This is a genomic window from Aquirhabdus parva (genome assembly GCF_003351745.1).
Taxonomy (GTDB): domain Bacteria; phylum Pseudomonadota; class Gammaproteobacteria; order Pseudomonadales; family Moraxellaceae; genus Aquirhabdus; species Aquirhabdus parva.
In genome coordinates this window covers 2,175,292-2,192,400 of sequence record NZ_CP031222.1, presented here as the reverse complement: position 1 = coordinate 2,192,400, position 17,109 = coordinate 2,175,292, and the positions used below count along the sequence as shown (strand labels likewise).

Sequence of the window (17,109 nt, the reverse complement as noted above, 5' to 3'; positions counted from 1 at the left end):
GAATACTTGCTGGAAATGGATTATTCCGATTCATCATTTGCATTTTCTTCAGTGCCTTCTGCGGCACCCAGCACTTGCATGACTGGCCAAGCATTGACGATTTTACAAAATAGCTCAGCGGTCTTTTGGGTGTCGTACAGTGCTGCATGGGCTTCGCCATTGCTAAATGGAATCCCAGCGGCCTGACAGGCGCGTGCCAAAACAGTTTGGCCATAGGCTGCCGCTGCAAGGGTCACGGTATCAAAGACCGAAAAACTATGAAACGGTGTTTGATTCTTGGTATGAGTACGTGCGACAGCAGCTTGTAAGAATCCAAGGTCAAAATGGGCATTATGTCCCACTAAAACACAATGATTACAACCTTGTTCGCGGCGTGTTTTTTCTAGGGATTTGAAAATTCGTAGTAATGCTGGTTTTTCTTCTTCGGCCATGCGGAAAGGGTTGAAGGGATCAATGCCAATGAAGTCTAGTGAGCGCTGATCAAGCTTGGCACCTTCAAACGGTTTAATGTGTGCATGAACGGCTTCACCGGGAACAAGCTGGTGATTTTCATCAAACAGGATCGGGATACATGCGATTTCTAGCAATGCATTGGTTTTGGCGTCCATTCCTGCAGTCTCAACATCAACCACAACAGGCAGGAATCCTCTAAAACGCTGTCCAATGATCGGGCGTGGTTTGCTTGGCGCAGCGTCATTATTTGGTTGTGTTAATTCACTCATGAGCTGAATCCATGCGTTGCATCTTGTTGGATAGACCATGTGAGTGTTTCACCGGCGCGGAGTGGAACCAGTTTTTGATCCCCGAAGTATGCAAAGGATTCAGGAACAATCTGTTCATTTTTTACTAAGGTGATTGTGCGGGTATTACGCGGTAGACCATAGAAGTCTGCACCAAAGAAGCTGGCAAATCCTTCTAATTTATCCAGTTTTCCTGCCTGTTCAAAGGCTTCTGCATACAGTTCAATGGCAAAAGGTGCAGTGTAGCAACCGGCACAGCCACAAGCATTTTCTTTTTTATCCTGTGCGTGTGGTGCGCTATCTGTGCCTAAGAAAAACTTAGGATTACCACTTGTCGCCACTTCGATCAAAGCGGTTTGATGACTTTGACGTTTTAAGATGGGCAAGCAATAAAAATGTGGTCGAATACCGCCAACCAGCATGTGGTTACGATTAAATAGTAAATGTTGCGGGGTGATCGTTGCCCCAACATTGGCGCCTTGTGCTTGCACAAAAGCTGCAGCATCACCCGTTGTAATATGCTCAAGGACGAGTCTTAAACGCGGGAAGCGTTTAAGAAGTGGCTCAAGCACTTCATCGAGAAAACGTTTTTCGCGATCAAAAATATCAACATGATTATGGGTCACTTCACCATGTAGAAGGAACGGTACGCCATGTTCTTCCATTTGAGCAATCACGTCATACACTTTAGATAAGTCGCTGACACCCGAGTGTGAGTTAGTTGTTGCACCTGCTGGGTAGAGTTTGACTGCTTGTACGTGGCTTGAGTTTTTGAGTTTTAGAATTTCAGCAGGATCAGTATGGTCTGTGAGATAGAGCACCATACGAGGATCAAATGCGACTTCTGCTCCATGGGCTTTAGGCACATGTGCCATGATGCGTGCGCGATAGGACTCCGCTTCTTCGACTGTTTTGACAGGAGGCACGAGATTCGGCATACAGATGACACGATTAAACGTTTTTGCAATATCCGGCACAGTGCGTTCGAGTGCTAATCCATCCCGTAAATGAATATGCCAGTCGTCTGGTTGAGTAATCGTTAGTGTTGTTAGATTGGCAGTGCGAGGTGTTGTCACGGGTGAAAATACTCATAAAACTTTTGTATCATGATAGTCGAAATAGCGCCGTAAAACACGGCAAAATCGATGCATTAACTTTAAGATATTCATTTGCTACTAAAAAAAACAAGTAATTTGATGCTGCGGGGCTATCAAATATTCTATCGGTAGGGCGTTTTTTTTGTTAATGTGTGAACAAGGAAATATGAAAAATTGATTTATAAGGATTCAGTTCTTTAGATGAGACGGACTTGAAAAATAAACCACCCGCCACGCCAATACCTAAAGAAGATGTACTGATACGCGAATTGCTATCAGGTCAACGTTTTCTCATGCGTTCATTTCAACCTGAAATGGAGTCTGCATTCTGGCGTACCCTTGCCGAACGTTCGACAAGTATGATCAATGGTTTTATTTTCCCTGGTGCCATTGTTTATCTCATTTTAGGAGTGCTTAACCTTCCAATCGTCTATTACTTCAGTTGGAGCTATTTTCGGACGCAGGATTTATACAACCTTGCCTATATGTATGCGATTGGCATCTTATGTTTAGGAACGCTCCCTGCACTTTTGAAGCGATCTTTTTTTCATCAGTATTTCTACGCCATTATGGGCACCATTTCTTTCTTTGGTGTGCTCTCAACGTCCTATTTCTCATTACAGTTTAAAACGCCGTGGGTCTCTCAAGCTGCGACCTATGATGTTGTTCTTGTTTATATTTTGGTCTATTTCATCATTGGGATGAAACCGCGCTTTATCTTTGCTGTGGGGCTATCTGCCGGGTTGCTCGCGTTGGCAATCGCTTATTTCCGAACTGCAAATTTTGACTTTATCTGGTATTCCAACGAAGAGTTAGTGCGTTATGTCTACTATGTTGGGCTGATTAATTTAGTCGGATTAGTCGTTAGTACTGTGAATATTGCTAAAGAGCGTGTCAGCTTTCTTCAGTCACGCTTGCTTGAGTTGGATAAACTGCAAGCAGAAGATATGAGTGATAAGTTGACGCGTTTATCACGCGAAGACCCTGTCACAGGACTTGCAAATCGTCGCTATTTTAATGAACGAATGGATGAAGAGTGGGAGCGGGCACAGCGCTCCGGCGAGCCGCTGTCTGTGTTGTTCATTGATATTGATCATTTCAAGACTTATAACGACACCTATGGACATTTACAAGGTGACGAAGCGTTGCATCAAGTGGCACAGACGCTGAAGTTGTTTTTGCATCGCAGTACCGACTTGGCTGCGCGTTATGGCGGCGAAGAGTTCTTGGTATTGTTACCCAATACGCCTGTCGCAGGTGCAAAGACTGTTGCTGATAAAGTGCTTGCTGCGGTTGATGCACTCAACATTGAACATAAAAAATCTAAAACTGCTAAATTTGTGACCGTCAGTATTGGTGTATCGACCTGTAGCTTTGTTGATTCTGAAGTAACGATTGCTGAGTTAATCAATCAAGCCGATGAAGCGGTTTATAAAGCCAAAGCTGATGGTCGCCACCGGGTTCGTGAATATCATCGAATGTAACGCCTCGCTTTGTACAATATTCTTCTCCATCATGTGATTTAAGCGCCTTGGATGTGCTGCGCGGCATGTTGGTTTCATGTAGAATGCGTCGATTCTGAATTTGATACTAGAGCAGGGCTTTCTTATACGCTGGGATAGTCTGCTCGTCGTGCTGTTTAAATTTTCTAATGCATACTGGAACATTATTCATGGCGGAAAAACGCAAAGTCGTACTGGCCTATTCGGGCGGTTTGGATACTTCAGTCATTCTGACATGGCTGCAAGAGAAATATGATGCGGAAGTGATTACGTTCACCGCAGATATCGGGCAGGGTGAAGAAGTTGAACCTGCTCGTGCAAAAGCACAGCAAATGGGTGTGAAATCGATTCACATTGAAGATTTGCGTGAAGAATTTGCACGCGATTATGTGTTCCCTATGTTCCGTGCCAACGCGATTTATGAAGGTGAATACCTACTGGGTACATCGATTGCGCGTCCTTTGATCGCTAAGCGTCTGGTTGAGATTGCAAAAGAGCATGGTGCTGAATACATCAGCCATGGCGCAACTGGGAAAGGTAATGATCAGGTACGCTTTGAGTTAGGCGCTTTTGCGCTTGCGCCAAATCTTAAGACCATCGCGCCTTGGCGCGAGTGGGATTTGACCTCTCGTGAAACGCTGATGGCCTATGCAAAAGAGCGTAATATCCCGATTGATTTTGCAAAATCAGGCAAAAAATCGCCCTATTCTATGGATGCTAATCTTCTGCATATTTCCTATGAAGGCGGCGGCTTAGAGGACCCATACTGGGAGCCGGAAGAAGATATCTGGCGCTGGACAGTGAGTCCTGAGAAAGCACCAGATGCACCGCAATACGTTGAACTCAGCTACCAAGCGGGTGATATCGTTGCGATTGATGGTGTTACCATGACGCCTGCAGAAGTGATGATTAAATTGAATGAACTGGGCGGCAAGCATGGTATCGGTCGATTAGATCTGGTTGAAAATCGCTATGTGGGTATGAAGTCACGCGGTTGCTACGAGACACCAGCGGGTACCATCATGCTGCGTGCACATCGTGCGATTGAGTCCATTACACTGGACCGTGAAGTTGCTCATCTCAAAGACGAATTGATGCCACGTTACGCTAGCCTCGTTTACAACGGCTACTGGTGGAGCCCTGAGCGTAAAATGCTACAGGTGATGATCGATGAGTCACAAGCACCGGTTAATGGTGTAGTGCGTGTCAAACTGTACAAAGGCAACGTTATTGTTGCTGGCCGTAAGTCTGATAATTCATTATTTGATGCCAATATTGCAACATTTGAAGATGATCGTGGCGCTTATAACCAAAAAGATGCGGAAGGATTTATCCGTTTGAATGGTTTACGTTTACGTATCGCAGCAAGCAAAGGTCGCAAAATGGATTAATCCATTTTGGAACTTAAAAAAAGCGAACCTTTAGGTTCGCTTTTTTTTCTTTTGAATCTGTTGAATATGAGAATCACATACTAAGTGAATGTGATCTTAGGTCTTTGCTAGGCTCGCTTGATCAAGCGCAGTATGAAGATCAAAATGATTGCGCCGATCGTGGCCACGATGATGCTGCCAATCGTACCGCCACCAGCAGAAACACCCAGTTTGGTGAATATAAAGCCACCGATGAAGGCACCAAGTACACCAACGATCATATCGCCGATAATACCGAAACCACCGCCTTTAACCAGTAAGCCAGCTAGCCAACCCGCGACTAGACCAATCAATAAGAACCAGAGAAAGCTCATAAGATATTCCTTTTATAAAGTGGATCGTGTCGTTTCCAATTGAAACGCACTATTTCCAATCATTCTCTGCCCAGTCAGCATTCATATTTCTTCTAGCTGAGCATCTTTGATGATGTGTATTTGGCTGTTCAAATCATATAAAAATAAATATTTTTAATGTTTTACCAGCCTCCTGTATTAATCATGAGGTTGGTATTGATGAAAAAACACCCGAGTTTGCAGAGAGTTCCGTAACAATTCGTGAGTTTTGGGGCGGGAGTGTAAAAAAGCCTCCAAATATGGAGGCTTGTTTTTATTAAATTTTTGCTATTAGACCGTTTTGATGAACAGCGCAATCAGTTTGCGTGTCAAGTTGGTGTAGGGTGGGAAGAACATTTTTGCCAGCATCAGCCAGTTACGCACAATCGCACGCTCATGAGAGAAGGCAAGGAAACCATGGTAGCCGTGCGCACTGCCAATTCCAGAGTTATTGACGCCTCCAAATGGCAGGTTGCCATGTAGGAATTGAACCACGCTGTGATTGACGCAGGCACCACCAGAAGACGTTTGTTGCAGGACCTTACGAATATTGTCGTTATTCTTGCTCCAGACGTAAAGCGCAAGTGGTTTGGGTTCTGCGTTGATCTTGGCAATGACAGTATCGAGTTGATCAAAACCGATAATGGGAAGTAGGGGGCCGAAAATTTCTTCACGCATAATATCTGCATCTTGCGGAATACCATCTAGGATGGTTGGTGAGATATAACGCTGTGTTTCATCGATTTGGCCGCCGGTAACCACTTTGGCACCGCGGGTGACTGCATCATCGAGTAGATGTTTGACACGCCTCACATGACGATCATTGACGATGCGGGCCAGATCAGGACTTTGAATCTGAAGTGTGTTTTTGCCGTAGGTCTTTTCTAAGGTGGCGACACAATGCTCTAAAAATTTATCTTTGACCTTGTTGTGGACGTAGATATGATCTGGCGCAATACATGTTTGACCGTTGTTGGTGTATTTTGCCCATAGAGTATTTTGAGCAGCTACAGCCAAATCAGCACTTTCATCAATGATTGTTGGTGACTTGCCACCTAGTTCTAGCGTGACGCTGGTAAGGTTCTTCGCGGCAGCTGCCATGACGATTTTGCCAACGTTTGGCGATCCGGTGAAGAAGATATGGTCGAAGGGGAGTTCAAGTAACGCTTGTGCAACGCTGGCATCGCCTTCAAACACTACGATTTCACTCGGATCAAATGTTTGCTTGATAATCTGTGTAATCACACTCGACAGGTGTGGGGTCATTTCAGATGTTTTAATGATCGCGGTATTGCCCGCTGCAATCGCAGAAACTAGGGGGCCTAAAGTCAGGTTCACGGGATAGTTCCATGGCGATATGATGAGCACACGTCCTTTAGGCTCATATTGGGTATAACCAGTCGTACCGACCATCATTCGTGACGGCCAAACCTTTTTGGGTTTCATCCAGCCGCCTAATTTACGAATGGCATCGTTGGCCTCGGCGACGACGGGCAGTATCTCTGTCAGTTCAACTTCAGTAGCAGGCTTACCAAAGTCTGCAAAACCTGCCGCGATGATTTCTTGTTGATGAGTGAGTAGCGCGGCTTTTAATGCTTTGATCTTCTCGATGCGCTCAGCCTTAGTCGATTGGCGTAAGCGAATAGCTGTTGCTGCTTGAGCGGCAAAAGCGTGTTGGATAGTTGTAGTATCGGCCTGTAGCGGCTCTTGTGAAAATGGGCTGTTCATGGCTATCCTTGTGCCTCTTCATATTTAATGTACCTATGAGTATAGCTGTTCGCGGTCAGTATGATGAAGACATTTTTTGAGAATATTTAATTCTTAAAAGTATGCATCTCATAGCGGGCAAAGCCTACCACATTGATGAAATGAAGAGGGTGTATCCCCATTTTTAACCTTGTTATTCATTGAGTCTTAAAGAGTGTCCTATGCCCCACATTGAGATTGATATCGCACAGCAAACATTGACTTTTTTTGGTGATGGGCAGGCATTGGTTTATCCAGTTTCTACGGCATTAAATGGTGTGGGCGAAATTGAAGGCAGTGAAAGAACACCGAGAGGCTTGCATGTCATTAGTGAAAAAATTGGCGAGGACTTGCCAATCAATGCTGTGCTGCGTGGTCGGCAATTTACAGGTGAGATTTATGATTCGTTGCTTGCAGAAGCCCACCCTAATCGGGATTGGATATTAACCAGAATCCTTTGGTTGACGGGATGTGAACCGGGATTTAATCATGGCGTGAATGATGACGGCATCAATGTGGACTCTCATCAGCGCTATATCTATATTCATGGTACGCCTGACAGTGAACCTATGGGTGTTGCTAAGTCACATGGATGTATTCGTATGCATAATCACGAGCTCATTGATTTATTTGTGCGAGTCGAAGAGGGAGTCACTGTTAATATTATAGAGTAGCGTTAGGTGGTGAAAAAGCCATTGGTTCGGTGGCCGGAGCGACATCATCAAACGGCTAGAAAAGTCTACGTACACCGAGTGGTCAATAATTAGTCTAGAAGTGGCAATATTCTTTTTAAAACGAAAGTTTAAATAAAATGCATATAAAACAGGCGATTGTATATTTAATGGTTCATTTGAATGTCGAGTTGTACGGCTTTTGAACAGTCAGGCGTCTTTTTAGGAAAAAGCTTTTAAAACCGTTGACACTGTCTAAGAACTCTCTATAATGCACCCCACGTTGAACGAACACAGAAACACAAACAACGTAAGCAATATTGGGCGTTTAGCTCAGTTGGTAGAGCAGCGCCCTTACAAGGCGCGGGTCGGCGGTTCGAGCCCGTCAACGCCCACCAATATTGCTCAAGTTTGTGGTATCAGTAAAGTTTAGCTAGACCTAGCAGCGGTAGTTCAGTTGGTTAGAATATCGGCCTGTCACGCCGAGGGTCGCGGGTTCGAGTCCCGTCCGCTGCGCCATATAAAAGAAAAAGCCCGCCTTGAGCGGGTTTTTTCTTTTATAAAGTAGTAGCATTAAAAACTAGCAATATTAGTAACTTAATGCTATGATACCCCCACGTTGAATGAGTACTGAAACACAAACAACGTCAGCAATTATTGGGCGTTTAGCTCAGTTGGTAGAGCAGCGCCCTTACAAGGCGCGGGTCGGCGGTTCGAGCCCGTCAACGCCCACCAATATTGCTCAAGTTTGTGATATCAGTAAAGTTTAGCTAGACCTAGCAGCGGTAGTTCAGTTGGTTAGAATATCGGCCTGTCACGCCGAGGGTCGCGGGTTCGAGTCCCGTCCGCTGCGCCATATTGTTGTACTCTACTTCCGTAGATAAAAAAGCCCTTAAGCAGTATTGCTTAAGGGCTTTTTTGTGCTGGTTTATTGATGTGACTAGATCAGCTCGTACTAGTTGCAGGAGTTTGAGCTGTAGGCTCTGCTGTTGTTGGCTTGCCATCATATTTGCAAGAGATTTGAATTAGCGCACAGGATGCGATAAGTACAGCGATAAGTATGCTTTTCATGATGTATCTCCCTTCTATATGTTTAATTTGATATTAAATTAACGCTAAGAACCAGATTGACGGGATCCTAGCGTTACGTCTATATCAACTAGTATTTAGCGCGCGGAGTATCTGGTGGAGTGGGAGGTGCTTGCTCCGGGTTTATAGGCGGAGGATTAGGTGAGGTGGTGGAATCTTGACGAGGAAAAGTCGAACTAGGCGGGGTATGCTCTTGGTGAGCTTTTTTCTGATAAGGAGAGCTTGATTCTTGGGCGGGCTCGGAAGCGGATTTATCTGTAGGACTTGATTGGCTTACAGGGCTTTGATTGGTTGTTGCAGGGGGATCATCGGCAAAAGCATTGATTGAAATACCGACGAGGGCTGCGAGTAATAATCTTTTCATGTGAAACTCCATTGGACTAATTTTCATAATTGCCAAAACAAGCTGGCATTTACAGTATCTACAGACCCTGCCGACTGATCAATATGTAGTCGAGTAAGGTATACAGAACTCACTTATTACGCTAACGATTGCGCTTTTTTTGTGTCTCTATTGCGTTGCAGAAGTACAAAATGTGAATTGGTAAGCGCACTGAAGTCTTGAAATATACGTTAAACCTAATAATAGAAAACATAAACAGGCGTGAATTGATCCATAGAGCCAATAGGATGAAGGGTAGTTCAATATTCTGGATTAAAAAGAAATCGAGGAGATCAATCATGAATACTCAAGTTATCGTTAATTCGCCCAATGCGATTGATGTATTGATAACGGATCATCGTAAAATTGGTGAACTATTTACTGATTATTTAGAATTAGGTGAAGGGGACTCCCGATTAAAAGAAAAATTTGCCAAGTTCTTACGTCGGGATTTATTAAAATATATGATTATTCAGGAGAATGTTTTTTTTCCATTCATCGCAACCAAAATTACGCGTGGACAAGACCTGATTGATGAGGCAATCGTGGCTCATGTCGGTTTCAAAGAGCTGATTGCAAAGTTGCAGAATATGAGTCCTGACGATGAGCTTTTTGATGCGACCATTAAGGTACTTTCTCAGCGATTTGAGATCTATGTTGGTGATATGGAAAGTTGCTTTTTTCCTTTATTGAAACGCTCTGATATCGATCTTGATGAGTTGGGGGTTCGTATGCTGAAGGGTGCAGAAAAAGTCGATTAATAGTACTTTATGGCGCATGTTTATCTTATTTTGGCTTGAGTGCGCTGTGCCGTGTTTGATATGGATTTCAAACGAATAAAGGTCAGATCAGTGAATGGATCTGGCCTTTATTCGTATTTAGTTTTCTGAATGATAGAGTTTCTGATAAAAATTTTTTACTGGAATCTATGTCTGTTGCGTCGATAAATTATGTTGACAGTAATTGTTGTCAATATATGATGCTTAAAGTTCAATATCTATATTAGTCGTCATATAACGACTCAGCCACAGCACGGAGCCAAGGCCATGACTGTTTTAAAAGCCCCTGAGCAGCACTTTCGTACATGTCATTTATGTGAAGCGATGTGTGGTGTTGTGATTACCCACCAAGATGGCGAGATTCTGTCGATTAAAGGGGATAAAGACGATAGCTTTTCTCGTGGCCATATCTGCCCTAAAGCAGTCGCATTAAAAGATTTGCATGAGGATCCTGATCGCCTCAGACATCCTGTCAAACGTGTGGGCGATGACTTTGTCAAAATCTCTTGGGAAGAGGCTTATGAGACCATTGAGCACAATCTGAAGAAAATTCGTAAGACCTATGGTGGTGAATCCATTGCCGCGTATCTAGGGAATCCAACGGTCCATACACCCGCACTTTTGCTTGTACCCTCTTTCATTCATGCCCTTGGGGCCAAGAAGACCTTTAGTGCGACCTCCGCTGATCAGTTGCCAACGATGTTGGCCAATTTACAGATGTTTAATCATCAGCTTTTATTCCCTGTACCTGATTTAGACCGCACTGATTTCTTTCTCATTGTCGGTGGCAATCCAGCAGCGTCAAATGGTAGTTTGATGAGTGCGGGTGATCCTATGGGGAGAATCAAAGCGATTCGCGAGCGCGGTGGCCGGGTGGTACTGATTGATCCACGACAAACCGAAACTGCTGAAAAAGTGGATGAGCACCTGTTTATTCGTCCAGGGACTGATTTCTTTTTCTTGGCGGCGATGATTCAAGTTTTGTTTGCCGAAAAATTAGTTCGCTTACGCGATTTGTCGATTCCTAATGACGATTTAGACGTGTTACAAGCAGCACTTGCCGAGTTTACACCTGAAGCCGTGTCGGCTTTGACTGGAATTGCTGCGGATCAAATCCGCGAGTTAACGCGTGCGTTTGCTCAAGCAGAGCGTGCGGCTTGTTATGGTCGGATAGGTGCCTGTGTACAGGAGTTTGGTGGACTGACCACTTGGTTGTTGCATGTTGTCAATGTTTTAACGGGTAATCTGGATCGGGAAGGTGGGATGATGTTCGCGACACCACCCATGGATATGTTGAAATTTGGTTCAAAAGGAGAGTATGGCCGTCGTCGTTCTAGAGTACGTCAATTGCCTTCTTTTGGCGGTGAGTTACCCTCTTCAGCGTTAGCGGAGGAAATATTAACCGAAGGAAAAGGAAAAATTCGGGCTTTATTTACCCATGCCGGTAATCCAGTTCTTTCCACAGCCAATGGACGCCAGTTGGATACAGCATTGGCCTCACTAGACTTTATGGTTTCAATAGATATTTATATCAATGAAACGACGCGCCATGCCCATATTATTTTACCACCAACAAGTGCGCTTGAGCGCTCCCACATGGAAGTGGGCTTAGCCGCACTGACGGTACGCAATGTCGCAAAGTGGTCGCCTGCTTTGTTTGCAGCCCCAGCAGGCAGTCAACATGATTGGCAGATTCTATTGGCTCTCACTCAGCGTTTGAAAGATTCTAGTGGGGCTAAACGTTTTGTACGTGACAGAGTATTTCAAGTCATTGATCGATTGGGTCTTGATGCCGGAATCGATTTGATTTTACGGACAGGACCTTATGGCAGTCATTCTCCCTTACTGCGTCCGAAGAGTACGTTGCTACAAAAAATCAAAACAGTGCTGTCTCCCGATAAGCAAGGCTTAAGTTTAAACACGCTGCGTTTAAACCCTCATGGCGTTGATTTAGGCGCTTTGAAAGCGAATATATTATCTGCGCGTAAACAAGCAATTAACATCATTCCCGATTTATACCTGAAGGATATAGACCGCGCACGTATTAAATTGTCAGAAACGCCAACTGATCAAATGCAAATCATTGGTCGTCGCCATGTCCGGAGTAATAACTCATGGATGCACAATTCACATCGTTTGATCAAAGGTAAAGGGCGTTGTACCGCAATGCTACACCCGGATGATGCCGTGCGTTTACAGATTAGTGAAGGGCAGCATGTGCGCGTCAGTTCGCGGGTGGGCAGTATTGAGTTACCTGCGGAAATAACGCAGCAGGTGATGGCAGGTGTGGTCAGTGTCCCTCATGGCTGGGGGCATGATCGGAAAGGTGTGCGTTTAGATACGGCGCGAAAAGTATCAGGCGTGAGTCTGAATGATATTACCGATGATCAATTCATTGATGCGATTACAGGGATGTCTGTATTAAATGGTATGGCTGTCGTAGTTGAGGCGGTCAGTTAATAACAGCTCGGATCTTAGACGTTTTTGATCCAATAGCCAATTTTCATAAAGGGTAATTTAAATGACTATTTATACGGCACCCACGGTTTCTCCAGAAGAGATTGTGACCAGTTTCCTACATGCGCTTGAGGAGCAGGACCATGATCGGATTGCAGCACTTTTGGCTCCAAATTTACGCTATACCAATGTATCTCTACCCACCATCAAAGGTGGGCGAGTTGTATCAAATTTATTTAAGCGGTTGCTCGGCAAAAAAACGGGCTTTCAAGTTCAAATCCATCGGATAGCAACCAATGGAAATGTTGTGATGACCGAGCGTACTGATGTGATCGAAGTGGGGCCATTGCATGTTGCATTTTGGGTTTGCGGCACATTTCGCGTAGAGCAAGGCCAGATTGTGTTGTGGCGTGATTATTTTGATTGGTTCAATATTGCAAAAGGAACGTTGCGTGGAGTTGTTGCTGTACCCTTGCCTAAATTTCGCCCCTCATTGCCTATCTCGTTAGAGTCTTAATTTGCTAATAGATAACAAGTGCTCATTAAGTATTGAGCGCTTGTTTAGGGATGCCATGCTTTTTCTTGAATTGATCTGTATATCAGTTGATCATCCAGTATTTTTAAGTATTTAGAATCTATAAAAGATCAGTTCACAGTGCTTACATGATCGCTGTCATATCCTGTATAAAAAATCACAAAACTTCATTTTAAATTTGATACAACATGCTCAAGCGCATGGTGATTCATGATTATTTCTTACCAGTCTTGCCTGCAGTGGCTCAGCACAATTCCGTAATAAAGAATGAGTCGATTTTGATGCAGATAGTTTCCAGTTTTCGAGAGGTTCGTATGCAGGCATTTATTCGAAATAATCGCGGATTCTTAATTTTTTTGATGCTCTTTGGTTTGTTTCGCACGGCTGTTGCAGACTGGAATCCCATTCCTTCAGGATCTATGCGACCGACATTACTTGAAGGTGATGTAGTTTTGGTGAATCGCTTAGCCTTCAATTTAAAATTCCCGCTGACCAACGTGGTGTTAGCCCATACCGGTGATCCAAAACGGGGAGATATCGTCACCTTCTTTTCGCCAAAGGACGATAAACGTTTAATCAAGCGATTGGTTGCAGTACCCGGTGATACCGTTGAAATGCGAGACAAGATTCTCATCGTCAATGGAAAACCAGAAACATATGCGCCTATTGGTATTGTCAGTGAACAGGTGAAGCCGAATCTGACGCTGAATGCACTTCGTTTAGATGAGAGCGACGGACAAGCCAAGCATGTGATTCAGTGGCTCCGCCCACAACAAGGTGATGCCCGCGATAGTTTTGCGCCCATGGTCATTCCAGCGGATCATTATTTAATGTTAGGTGACAATCGGGATAACAGTGCGGATTCACGCTATTTTGGCATGGTTCCTCGTGAACTTTTAATTGGTCGTGCTGTGGGTGTGATTGCATCGGCTGATATCACCCAGAATTGGCAGCCAAGATTTGAGCGATTTGCTTCAAGCTTGAATTGATTCTTTTTGATTGGGTTCCAATCATTACCGCGAATTTAATCTTGTTTAAATATGTGAGAGATTCCCCATGCCTTATCATCTGAGGCTTGCTCGTCCTGTGAGTAATCTTAAGCAAACGATTTCAATGTATACCCGTGGTTTGGGATTGCATGTTATTGGCGACTTTCAAGATCATGAGGGCTTCGATGGCGTGATGCTCGGTATGCCTGGAATGGATTACCATTTTGAGTTTACTCATTGTCTCCAGAGCCCAGTATATCCTTCGCCAACCCACGAAGATCTTATCGTTTTTTATATTGATGACAGTGAGGAGTGGCAAGGTGCTTGTGATCGGATGCTGGATGCAGGATTTAAACAGGCTTCTTCATTCAATCCTTATTGGGATGCAAGAGGTCTAACGTTTATTGATTTTGATGGATATCGTGTCGTTCTTCAAAATGCAGCTTGGCAGATTTTGAAGTAGTCTTTAAGTGTAACTCACTACTTTACACTTGCTTGCTCATAGCGCCTCACGTTATGGTAAGTGCTGATTCAACATTGAAAACCATACGGATATGACTATTAACGCACCTGCTCATCTTCCTGATGTCGAGTTACGTAAAACTTTAGTAGCAAGTAACTACGCTAATCAAGTTCTTCAACAACAGCCTGAAGCCATTCAATCCGATTTTAATATCGATCAATTCAAGCTAAGTTTGAGTCTTGAGGACATTCGTGCACTCACTCAGCAGGTTTTAAAAGACATCTCAACGGAGCCTGAGTGGATGCAAGTCATCCGTCGTCTGCGTGCACGCTTGATGTTTCGCTGGATATGGCAGGATGCCAATCAATTGACTGATGTGGTGACCTTGACCCGTGAGTTATCTGATTTTGCTGATGTTGCCATTCAAGAAGCCGTTAACTTTTCTCGACCACAGCTTGTTGAAAAGTATGGTGAGCCTGTCGGTGATGATGGTCAGGTGCAGGACTTAATTGTCATTGGCATGGGCAAGCTTGGCGCACGAGAACTCAATCTATCCAGTGATATTGATCTTATCTTTGCTTTTGACGAGTCTGGGGAAACCACCGGACGACGGTCGACCAGCATTCAGCAGTTTTGTGTTCAGTGGGGGCAAGCGGTCATTCGTTTACTCGATACGGTTACCCCAGATGGTTTTGTGTTTCGGGTAGATATGCGTTTGCGTCCTTGGGGCGATGGCAGCGCACTGGCATGTAACTATGTGTCCCTTGAACGTTATCTTGAACAACATGGTCGCGAATGGGAGCGCTATGCCTGGATCAAAGCACGGATAATTACGGGCGGCGTATCTGGTGACAATTTACTCAGAATGACACGACCTTTTGTTTATCGCCGTTATGTCGATTTTTCGGCATTTGCAGCATTACGTGAGATGAAAGGTTTGATTGAGCGCGAGCAAATCAGACGAAATGTTCAAGGTGATATCAAGCTGGGCTCAGGTGGGATTCGCGAGATCGAGTTTATTGTGCAGGCTTTTCAGCTCATTTATGGCGGTACATGGCGTGAATTACGCGTTGCCAATTGCTTATCTGCTCTTGATCAACTTGGGCAGTTAGAGCTCATGCCGCTTGACGATGTCGAAGAGCTCAGTTCGGCATATCTGTTCTTGCGTCGTCTTGAACATGGTATTCAGGCTCAAAATGACCAACAAACCCAGCATCTCCCTGTGGATCATGCTTTACAGCAGCGATTGGCAGAAAGCCTAAACTTCTCGGACTGGGCATCGTTGCTTGAGTCTCTTGAACAGGTACGCGATAGCGTGCGTGCTCAGTTTGCTGATGTTGTTGCAGATAGACGGGTGCAGCAACGAAGCTTAAATTTAGAAGAACTTAGTCAAACGTTACATCGTCATCTAGATGATGAGGCGCGAGTTCAATTACAAGCGTTCTGGGATAGTCGCTTGATTCAAGGTTTGCCTACGCTTGCGAGTGAGCGCTTACAGGCCTTTTGGCCGCAATTACTTGATGCTTTATTGTCATTGAGTGAGCCAAAAGCAATCCAAACGACTTTGCTCCGTTTATTGCCGCTCATTGAAGCGGTTGTACGGCGCAGTGTGTATTTGGTGCTCTTACTAGAAAATCCGAAAGCATTACTGAACCTTGTTCGGATGGTGCACGCCAGTCCATGGATTTGCGAGGAGCTGACGCGTTATCCGGTTCTTCTGGATGAGTTCTTGGCCGTTGATCTGTATCAATTGCCAAGCCGTGAGGATTTGTCGGATTCACTGCGTCAAGAGCTACTGCGTATTGAGCGCGACGATGTCGAAGAGCAGATGCGTGTTTTGCGTTTATTTAAAAAGAGTCATGTTTTACAAGTCGCTGCAAGTGATGTGCTTGCTGAAAGGCCACTCATGAAAATCAGTGATGCATTGACAGATATCGCTGAAGTGGTACTGGAGACCGTATTGCAACTGGCATTAGCGCCATTGGTGGCAAGACATGGTTGGCCGCTACGTGCATCCAATTATCGAGAGAACCTCAATGGCGAGCGGGCCAACAGTGCTCATCCGCAATTTGCCATCATCGGTTATGGCAAGTTGGGCGGCATTGAGATGAGCTATAGCTCCGATCTGGATCTGGTTTTCTTGCATGATGTGGATGAACAGGCGGATACCGATGGTGAAAAACCATTGAGCGGTTTTCAGTTCTGCGCGCGTCTTGCACAAAAAATGATGACAATGTTATCCACCCAGACTTTGGATGGACGGATTTATGAAGTGGATACGCGTCTTCGTCCGTCTGGACAGGCGGGACTTTTGGTCTCAAGTCTGCATGCTTTTGAGCTTTACCAGCAGAAAAGTGCTTGGCTATGGGAGCATCAGGCACTGGCGCGCTCTAGAAGTGTGGCTGGGGATCAAACTGTACGGGATGCTTTTGAGCAGATTCGACTGGCAATCTTGACACTGCCGCGTGATCCACTGGTTGTGCGCGAAGAGGTGCGGGCGATGCGTCAAAAGATGCAAGATCATCTCGGATCATCAAAAACACAACAAGAAAATGGTTTTTTTCATCTAAAGCAAGATGCTGGCGGTATCGTCGATATTGAGTTTATGGCACAATATGGGGTGTTGGCTTGGGCTAATGCTGAACCTGCTTTAGCCCACTACTCAGACAATGTACGTATATTAGACGCCTTGGCAACAGCTGGCCGCTTATCCCGCGCCGATGCGAATGCCTTGACGGATGCGTATTTACGCGAACGTTTTGAAAGTCATCGTCTCGCTCTTGCAAATCAATCATTGCAAGTCCAAGCGGCGGATTGGCTGGATACCCGCACGACGGTTCGCGCCCTCTGGCAACAATTAATTGATCCAACAGCTGATTAGCGGCTGCCTTGGAGTA

The 17,109-nt window shown here is 44.8% G+C and carries 15 protein-coding genes and 4 tRNA genes; 13 read left to right on the top strand and 6 right to left on the bottom strand.

Features of this window, described 5'->3' with window-relative positions; genetic code table 11:
• Positions 1–20 precede the first annotated feature (20 nt).
• Both rnt and pyrC read right to left on the bottom strand, forming a co-directional pair.
• On the bottom strand, positions 21–722 hold the full coding sequence (gene rnt, locus HYN46_RS09880) for a ribonuclease T (protein WP_114899230.1): 702 nt from the start codon (positions 720–722) through the stop codon (positions 21–23).
• Positions 719–1,816 carry a dihydroorotase gene (pyrC, locus tag HYN46_RS09875; RefSeq protein WP_114899229.1) on the bottom strand — a complete coding sequence of 366 codons (1,098 nt, stop codon included), beginning with the start codon at positions 1,814–1,816 and terminating at the stop codon, positions 719–721. The genes rnt and pyrC overlap by 4 nt, the downstream gene beginning before the upstream one ends.
• Before the next feature lie 233 nt (positions 1,817–2,049).
• On the opposite strand from pyrC, the gene HYN46_RS09870 reads away from it, so the two are divergent.
• Positions 2,050–3,321: a GGDEF domain-containing protein gene (locus tag HYN46_RS09870; RefSeq protein WP_114899228.1), complete on the top strand. Its 1,272-nt coding sequence runs from the start codon at positions 2,050–2,052 to the stop codon at positions 3,319–3,321.
• Positions 3,322–3,509: 188 nt separating this feature from the next.
• Entirely contained in the window at positions 3,510–4,730 is a 1,221-nt protein-coding gene (locus tag HYN46_RS09865; protein ID WP_114899227.1) for an argininosuccinate synthase, read from the top strand.
• 107 nt (positions 4,731–4,837) lie between these two features.
• Here HYN46_RS09865 and HYN46_RS09860 read toward each other — a convergent pair whose 3' ends face one another.
• The gene (locus HYN46_RS09860; RefSeq protein WP_114899226.1) at positions 4,838–5,083 is read right to left on the bottom strand and encodes a GlsB/YeaQ/YmgE family stress response membrane protein; all 246 of its coding nucleotides are present in this window, start codon (positions 5,081–5,083) and stop codon (positions 4,838–4,840) included.
• 309 nt (positions 5,084–5,392) lie between these two features.
• Positions 5,393–6,829: an aldehyde dehydrogenase family protein gene (locus HYN46_RS09855; RefSeq protein ID WP_114899225.1), complete on the bottom strand. Its 1,437-nt coding sequence runs from the start codon at positions 6,827–6,829 to the stop codon at positions 5,393–5,395.
• Between the two features lie 200 nt (positions 6,830–7,029).
• Between HYN46_RS09855 and HYN46_RS09850 the strand changes: the two genes are divergently transcribed.
• The 5 genes from HYN46_RS09850 to HYN46_RS09830 all read left to right on the top strand — a co-directional run bounded on the left by HYN46_RS09850 (position 7,030) and on the right by HYN46_RS09830 (position 8,374).
• Positions 7,030–7,521 carry a L,D-transpeptidase gene (locus HYN46_RS09850; protein ID WP_114899224.1) on the top strand — a complete coding sequence of 164 codons (492 nt, stop codon included), beginning with the start codon at positions 7,030–7,032 and terminating at the stop codon, positions 7,519–7,521.
• A gap of 319 nt (positions 7,522–7,840) precedes the next feature.
• Positions 7,841–7,916, top strand: a tRNA-Val gene (locus HYN46_RS09845).
• Positions 7,917–7,960: 44 nt separating this feature from the next.
• Positions 7,961–8,037: transfer RNA gene (locus HYN46_RS09840), tRNA-Asp, on the top strand.
• Positions 8,038–8,177: 140 nt separating this feature from the next.
• Positions 8,178–8,253: transfer RNA gene (locus tag HYN46_RS09835), tRNA-Val, on the top strand.
• A 44-nt stretch (positions 8,254–8,297) separates the two neighbouring features.
• A tRNA-Asp gene (locus HYN46_RS09830) sits at positions 8,298–8,374 on the top strand.
• An 89-nt stretch (positions 8,375–8,463) separates the two neighbouring features.
• On the opposite strand, the gene HYN46_RS17530 is transcribed toward HYN46_RS09830, so the two are convergent.
• Both HYN46_RS17530 and HYN46_RS09825 read right to left on the bottom strand, forming a co-directional pair.
• Complete coding sequence (locus tag HYN46_RS17530; RefSeq protein ID WP_265935976.1) at positions 8,464–8,589, bottom strand: hypothetical protein; 126 nt, start codon at positions 8,587–8,589, stop codon at positions 8,464–8,466.
• An 88-nt stretch (positions 8,590–8,677) separates the two neighbouring features.
• A complete protein-coding gene (locus tag HYN46_RS09825) occupies positions 8,678–8,971 on the bottom strand; it encodes a hypothetical protein (protein WP_114899223.1) in 294 nt (97 codons plus the stop codon).
• 317 nt (positions 8,972–9,288) lie between these two features.
• Here HYN46_RS09825 and HYN46_RS09820 point away from each other — a divergent pair, with 317 nt between their 5' ends.
• From HYN46_RS09820 to glnE, 6 genes are all read left to right on the top strand, one after another.
• Positions 9,289–9,750 (top strand): hemerythrin domain-containing protein, encoded by a 462-nt coding sequence (locus HYN46_RS09820; RefSeq protein WP_162818148.1) that lies wholly within the window; start codon positions 9,289–9,291, stop codon positions 9,748–9,750.
• Between the two features lie 285 nt (positions 9,751–10,035).
• Positions 10,036–12,228: a molybdopterin-dependent oxidoreductase gene (locus HYN46_RS09815; RefSeq protein ID WP_114899221.1), complete on the top strand. Its 2,193-nt coding sequence runs from the start codon at positions 10,036–10,038 to the stop codon at positions 12,226–12,228.
• A 61-nt stretch (positions 12,229–12,289) separates the two neighbouring features.
• Entirely contained in the window at positions 12,290–12,742 is a 453-nt protein-coding gene (locus HYN46_RS09810) for a limonene-1,2-epoxide hydrolase family protein (RefSeq protein WP_114899220.1), read from the top strand.
• Positions 12,743–12,948: 206 nt separating this feature from the next.
• The gene (gene lepB, locus HYN46_RS09805) at positions 12,949–13,749 is read left to right on the top strand and encodes a signal peptidase I (protein ID WP_228254792.1); all 801 of its coding nucleotides are present in this window, start codon (positions 12,949–12,951) and stop codon (positions 13,747–13,749) included.
• A gap of 67 nt (positions 13,750–13,816) precedes the next feature.
• The gene (locus HYN46_RS09800; protein ID WP_114899219.1) at positions 13,817–14,212 is read left to right on the top strand and encodes a VOC family protein; all 396 of its coding nucleotides are present in this window, start codon (positions 13,817–13,819) and stop codon (positions 14,210–14,212) included.
• A 91-nt stretch (positions 14,213–14,303) separates the two neighbouring features.
• Entirely contained in the window at positions 14,304–17,093 is a 2,790-nt protein-coding gene (gene glnE, locus HYN46_RS09795) for a bifunctional [glutamate--ammonia ligase]-adenylyl-L-tyrosine phosphorylase/[glutamate--ammonia-ligase] adenylyltransferase (protein ID WP_114899218.1), read from the top strand.
• Positions 17,094–17,109 lie beyond the last annotated feature (16 nt).

Coding starts and splice junctions, on each gene's coding strand:
- HYN46_RS09855 (WP_114899225.1), bottom strand. CDS start 6,829: ATGAACAGCCCATTTTCACAAGAGCCGCTACAGGCCGATACTACAACT.
- glnE (WP_114899218.1), top strand. CDS start 14,304: ATGACTATTAACGCACCTGCTCATCTTCCTGATGTCGAGTTACGTAAA.
- HYN46_RS09825 (WP_114899223.1), bottom strand. CDS start 8,971: ATGAAAAGATTATTACTCGCAGCCCTCGTCGGTATTTCAATCAATGCT.
- HYN46_RS09820 (WP_162818148.1), top strand. CDS start 9,289: ATGAATACTCAAGTTATCGTTAATTCGCCCAATGCGATTGATGTATTG.
- HYN46_RS09850 (WP_114899224.1), top strand. CDS start 7,030: ATGCCCCACATTGAGATTGATATCGCACAGCAAACATTGACTTTTTTT.
- HYN46_RS09865 (WP_114899227.1), top strand. CDS start 3,510: ATGGCGGAAAAACGCAAAGTCGTACTGGCCTATTCGGGCGGTTTGGAT.
- rnt (WP_114899230.1), bottom strand. CDS start 722: ATGAGTGAATTAACACAACCAAATAATGACGCTGCGCCAAGCAAACCA.
- lepB (WP_228254792.1), top strand. CDS start 12,949: ATGCTCAAGCGCATGGTGATTCATGATTATTTCTTACCAGTCTTGCCT.
- HYN46_RS09815 (WP_114899221.1), top strand. CDS start 10,036: ATGACTGTTTTAAAAGCCCCTGAGCAGCACTTTCGTACATGTCATTTA.
- HYN46_RS17530 (WP_265935976.1), bottom strand. CDS start 8,589: ATGAAAAGCATACTTATCGCTGTACTTATCGCATCCTGTGCGCTAATT.
- HYN46_RS09800 (WP_114899219.1), top strand. CDS start 13,817: ATGCCTTATCATCTGAGGCTTGCTCGTCCTGTGAGTAATCTTAAGCAA.
- HYN46_RS09810 (WP_114899220.1), top strand. CDS start 12,290: ATGACTATTTATACGGCACCCACGGTTTCTCCAGAAGAGATTGTGACC.
- HYN46_RS09860 (WP_114899226.1), bottom strand. CDS start 5,083: ATGAGCTTTCTCTGGTTCTTATTGATTGGTCTAGTCGCGGGTTGGCTA.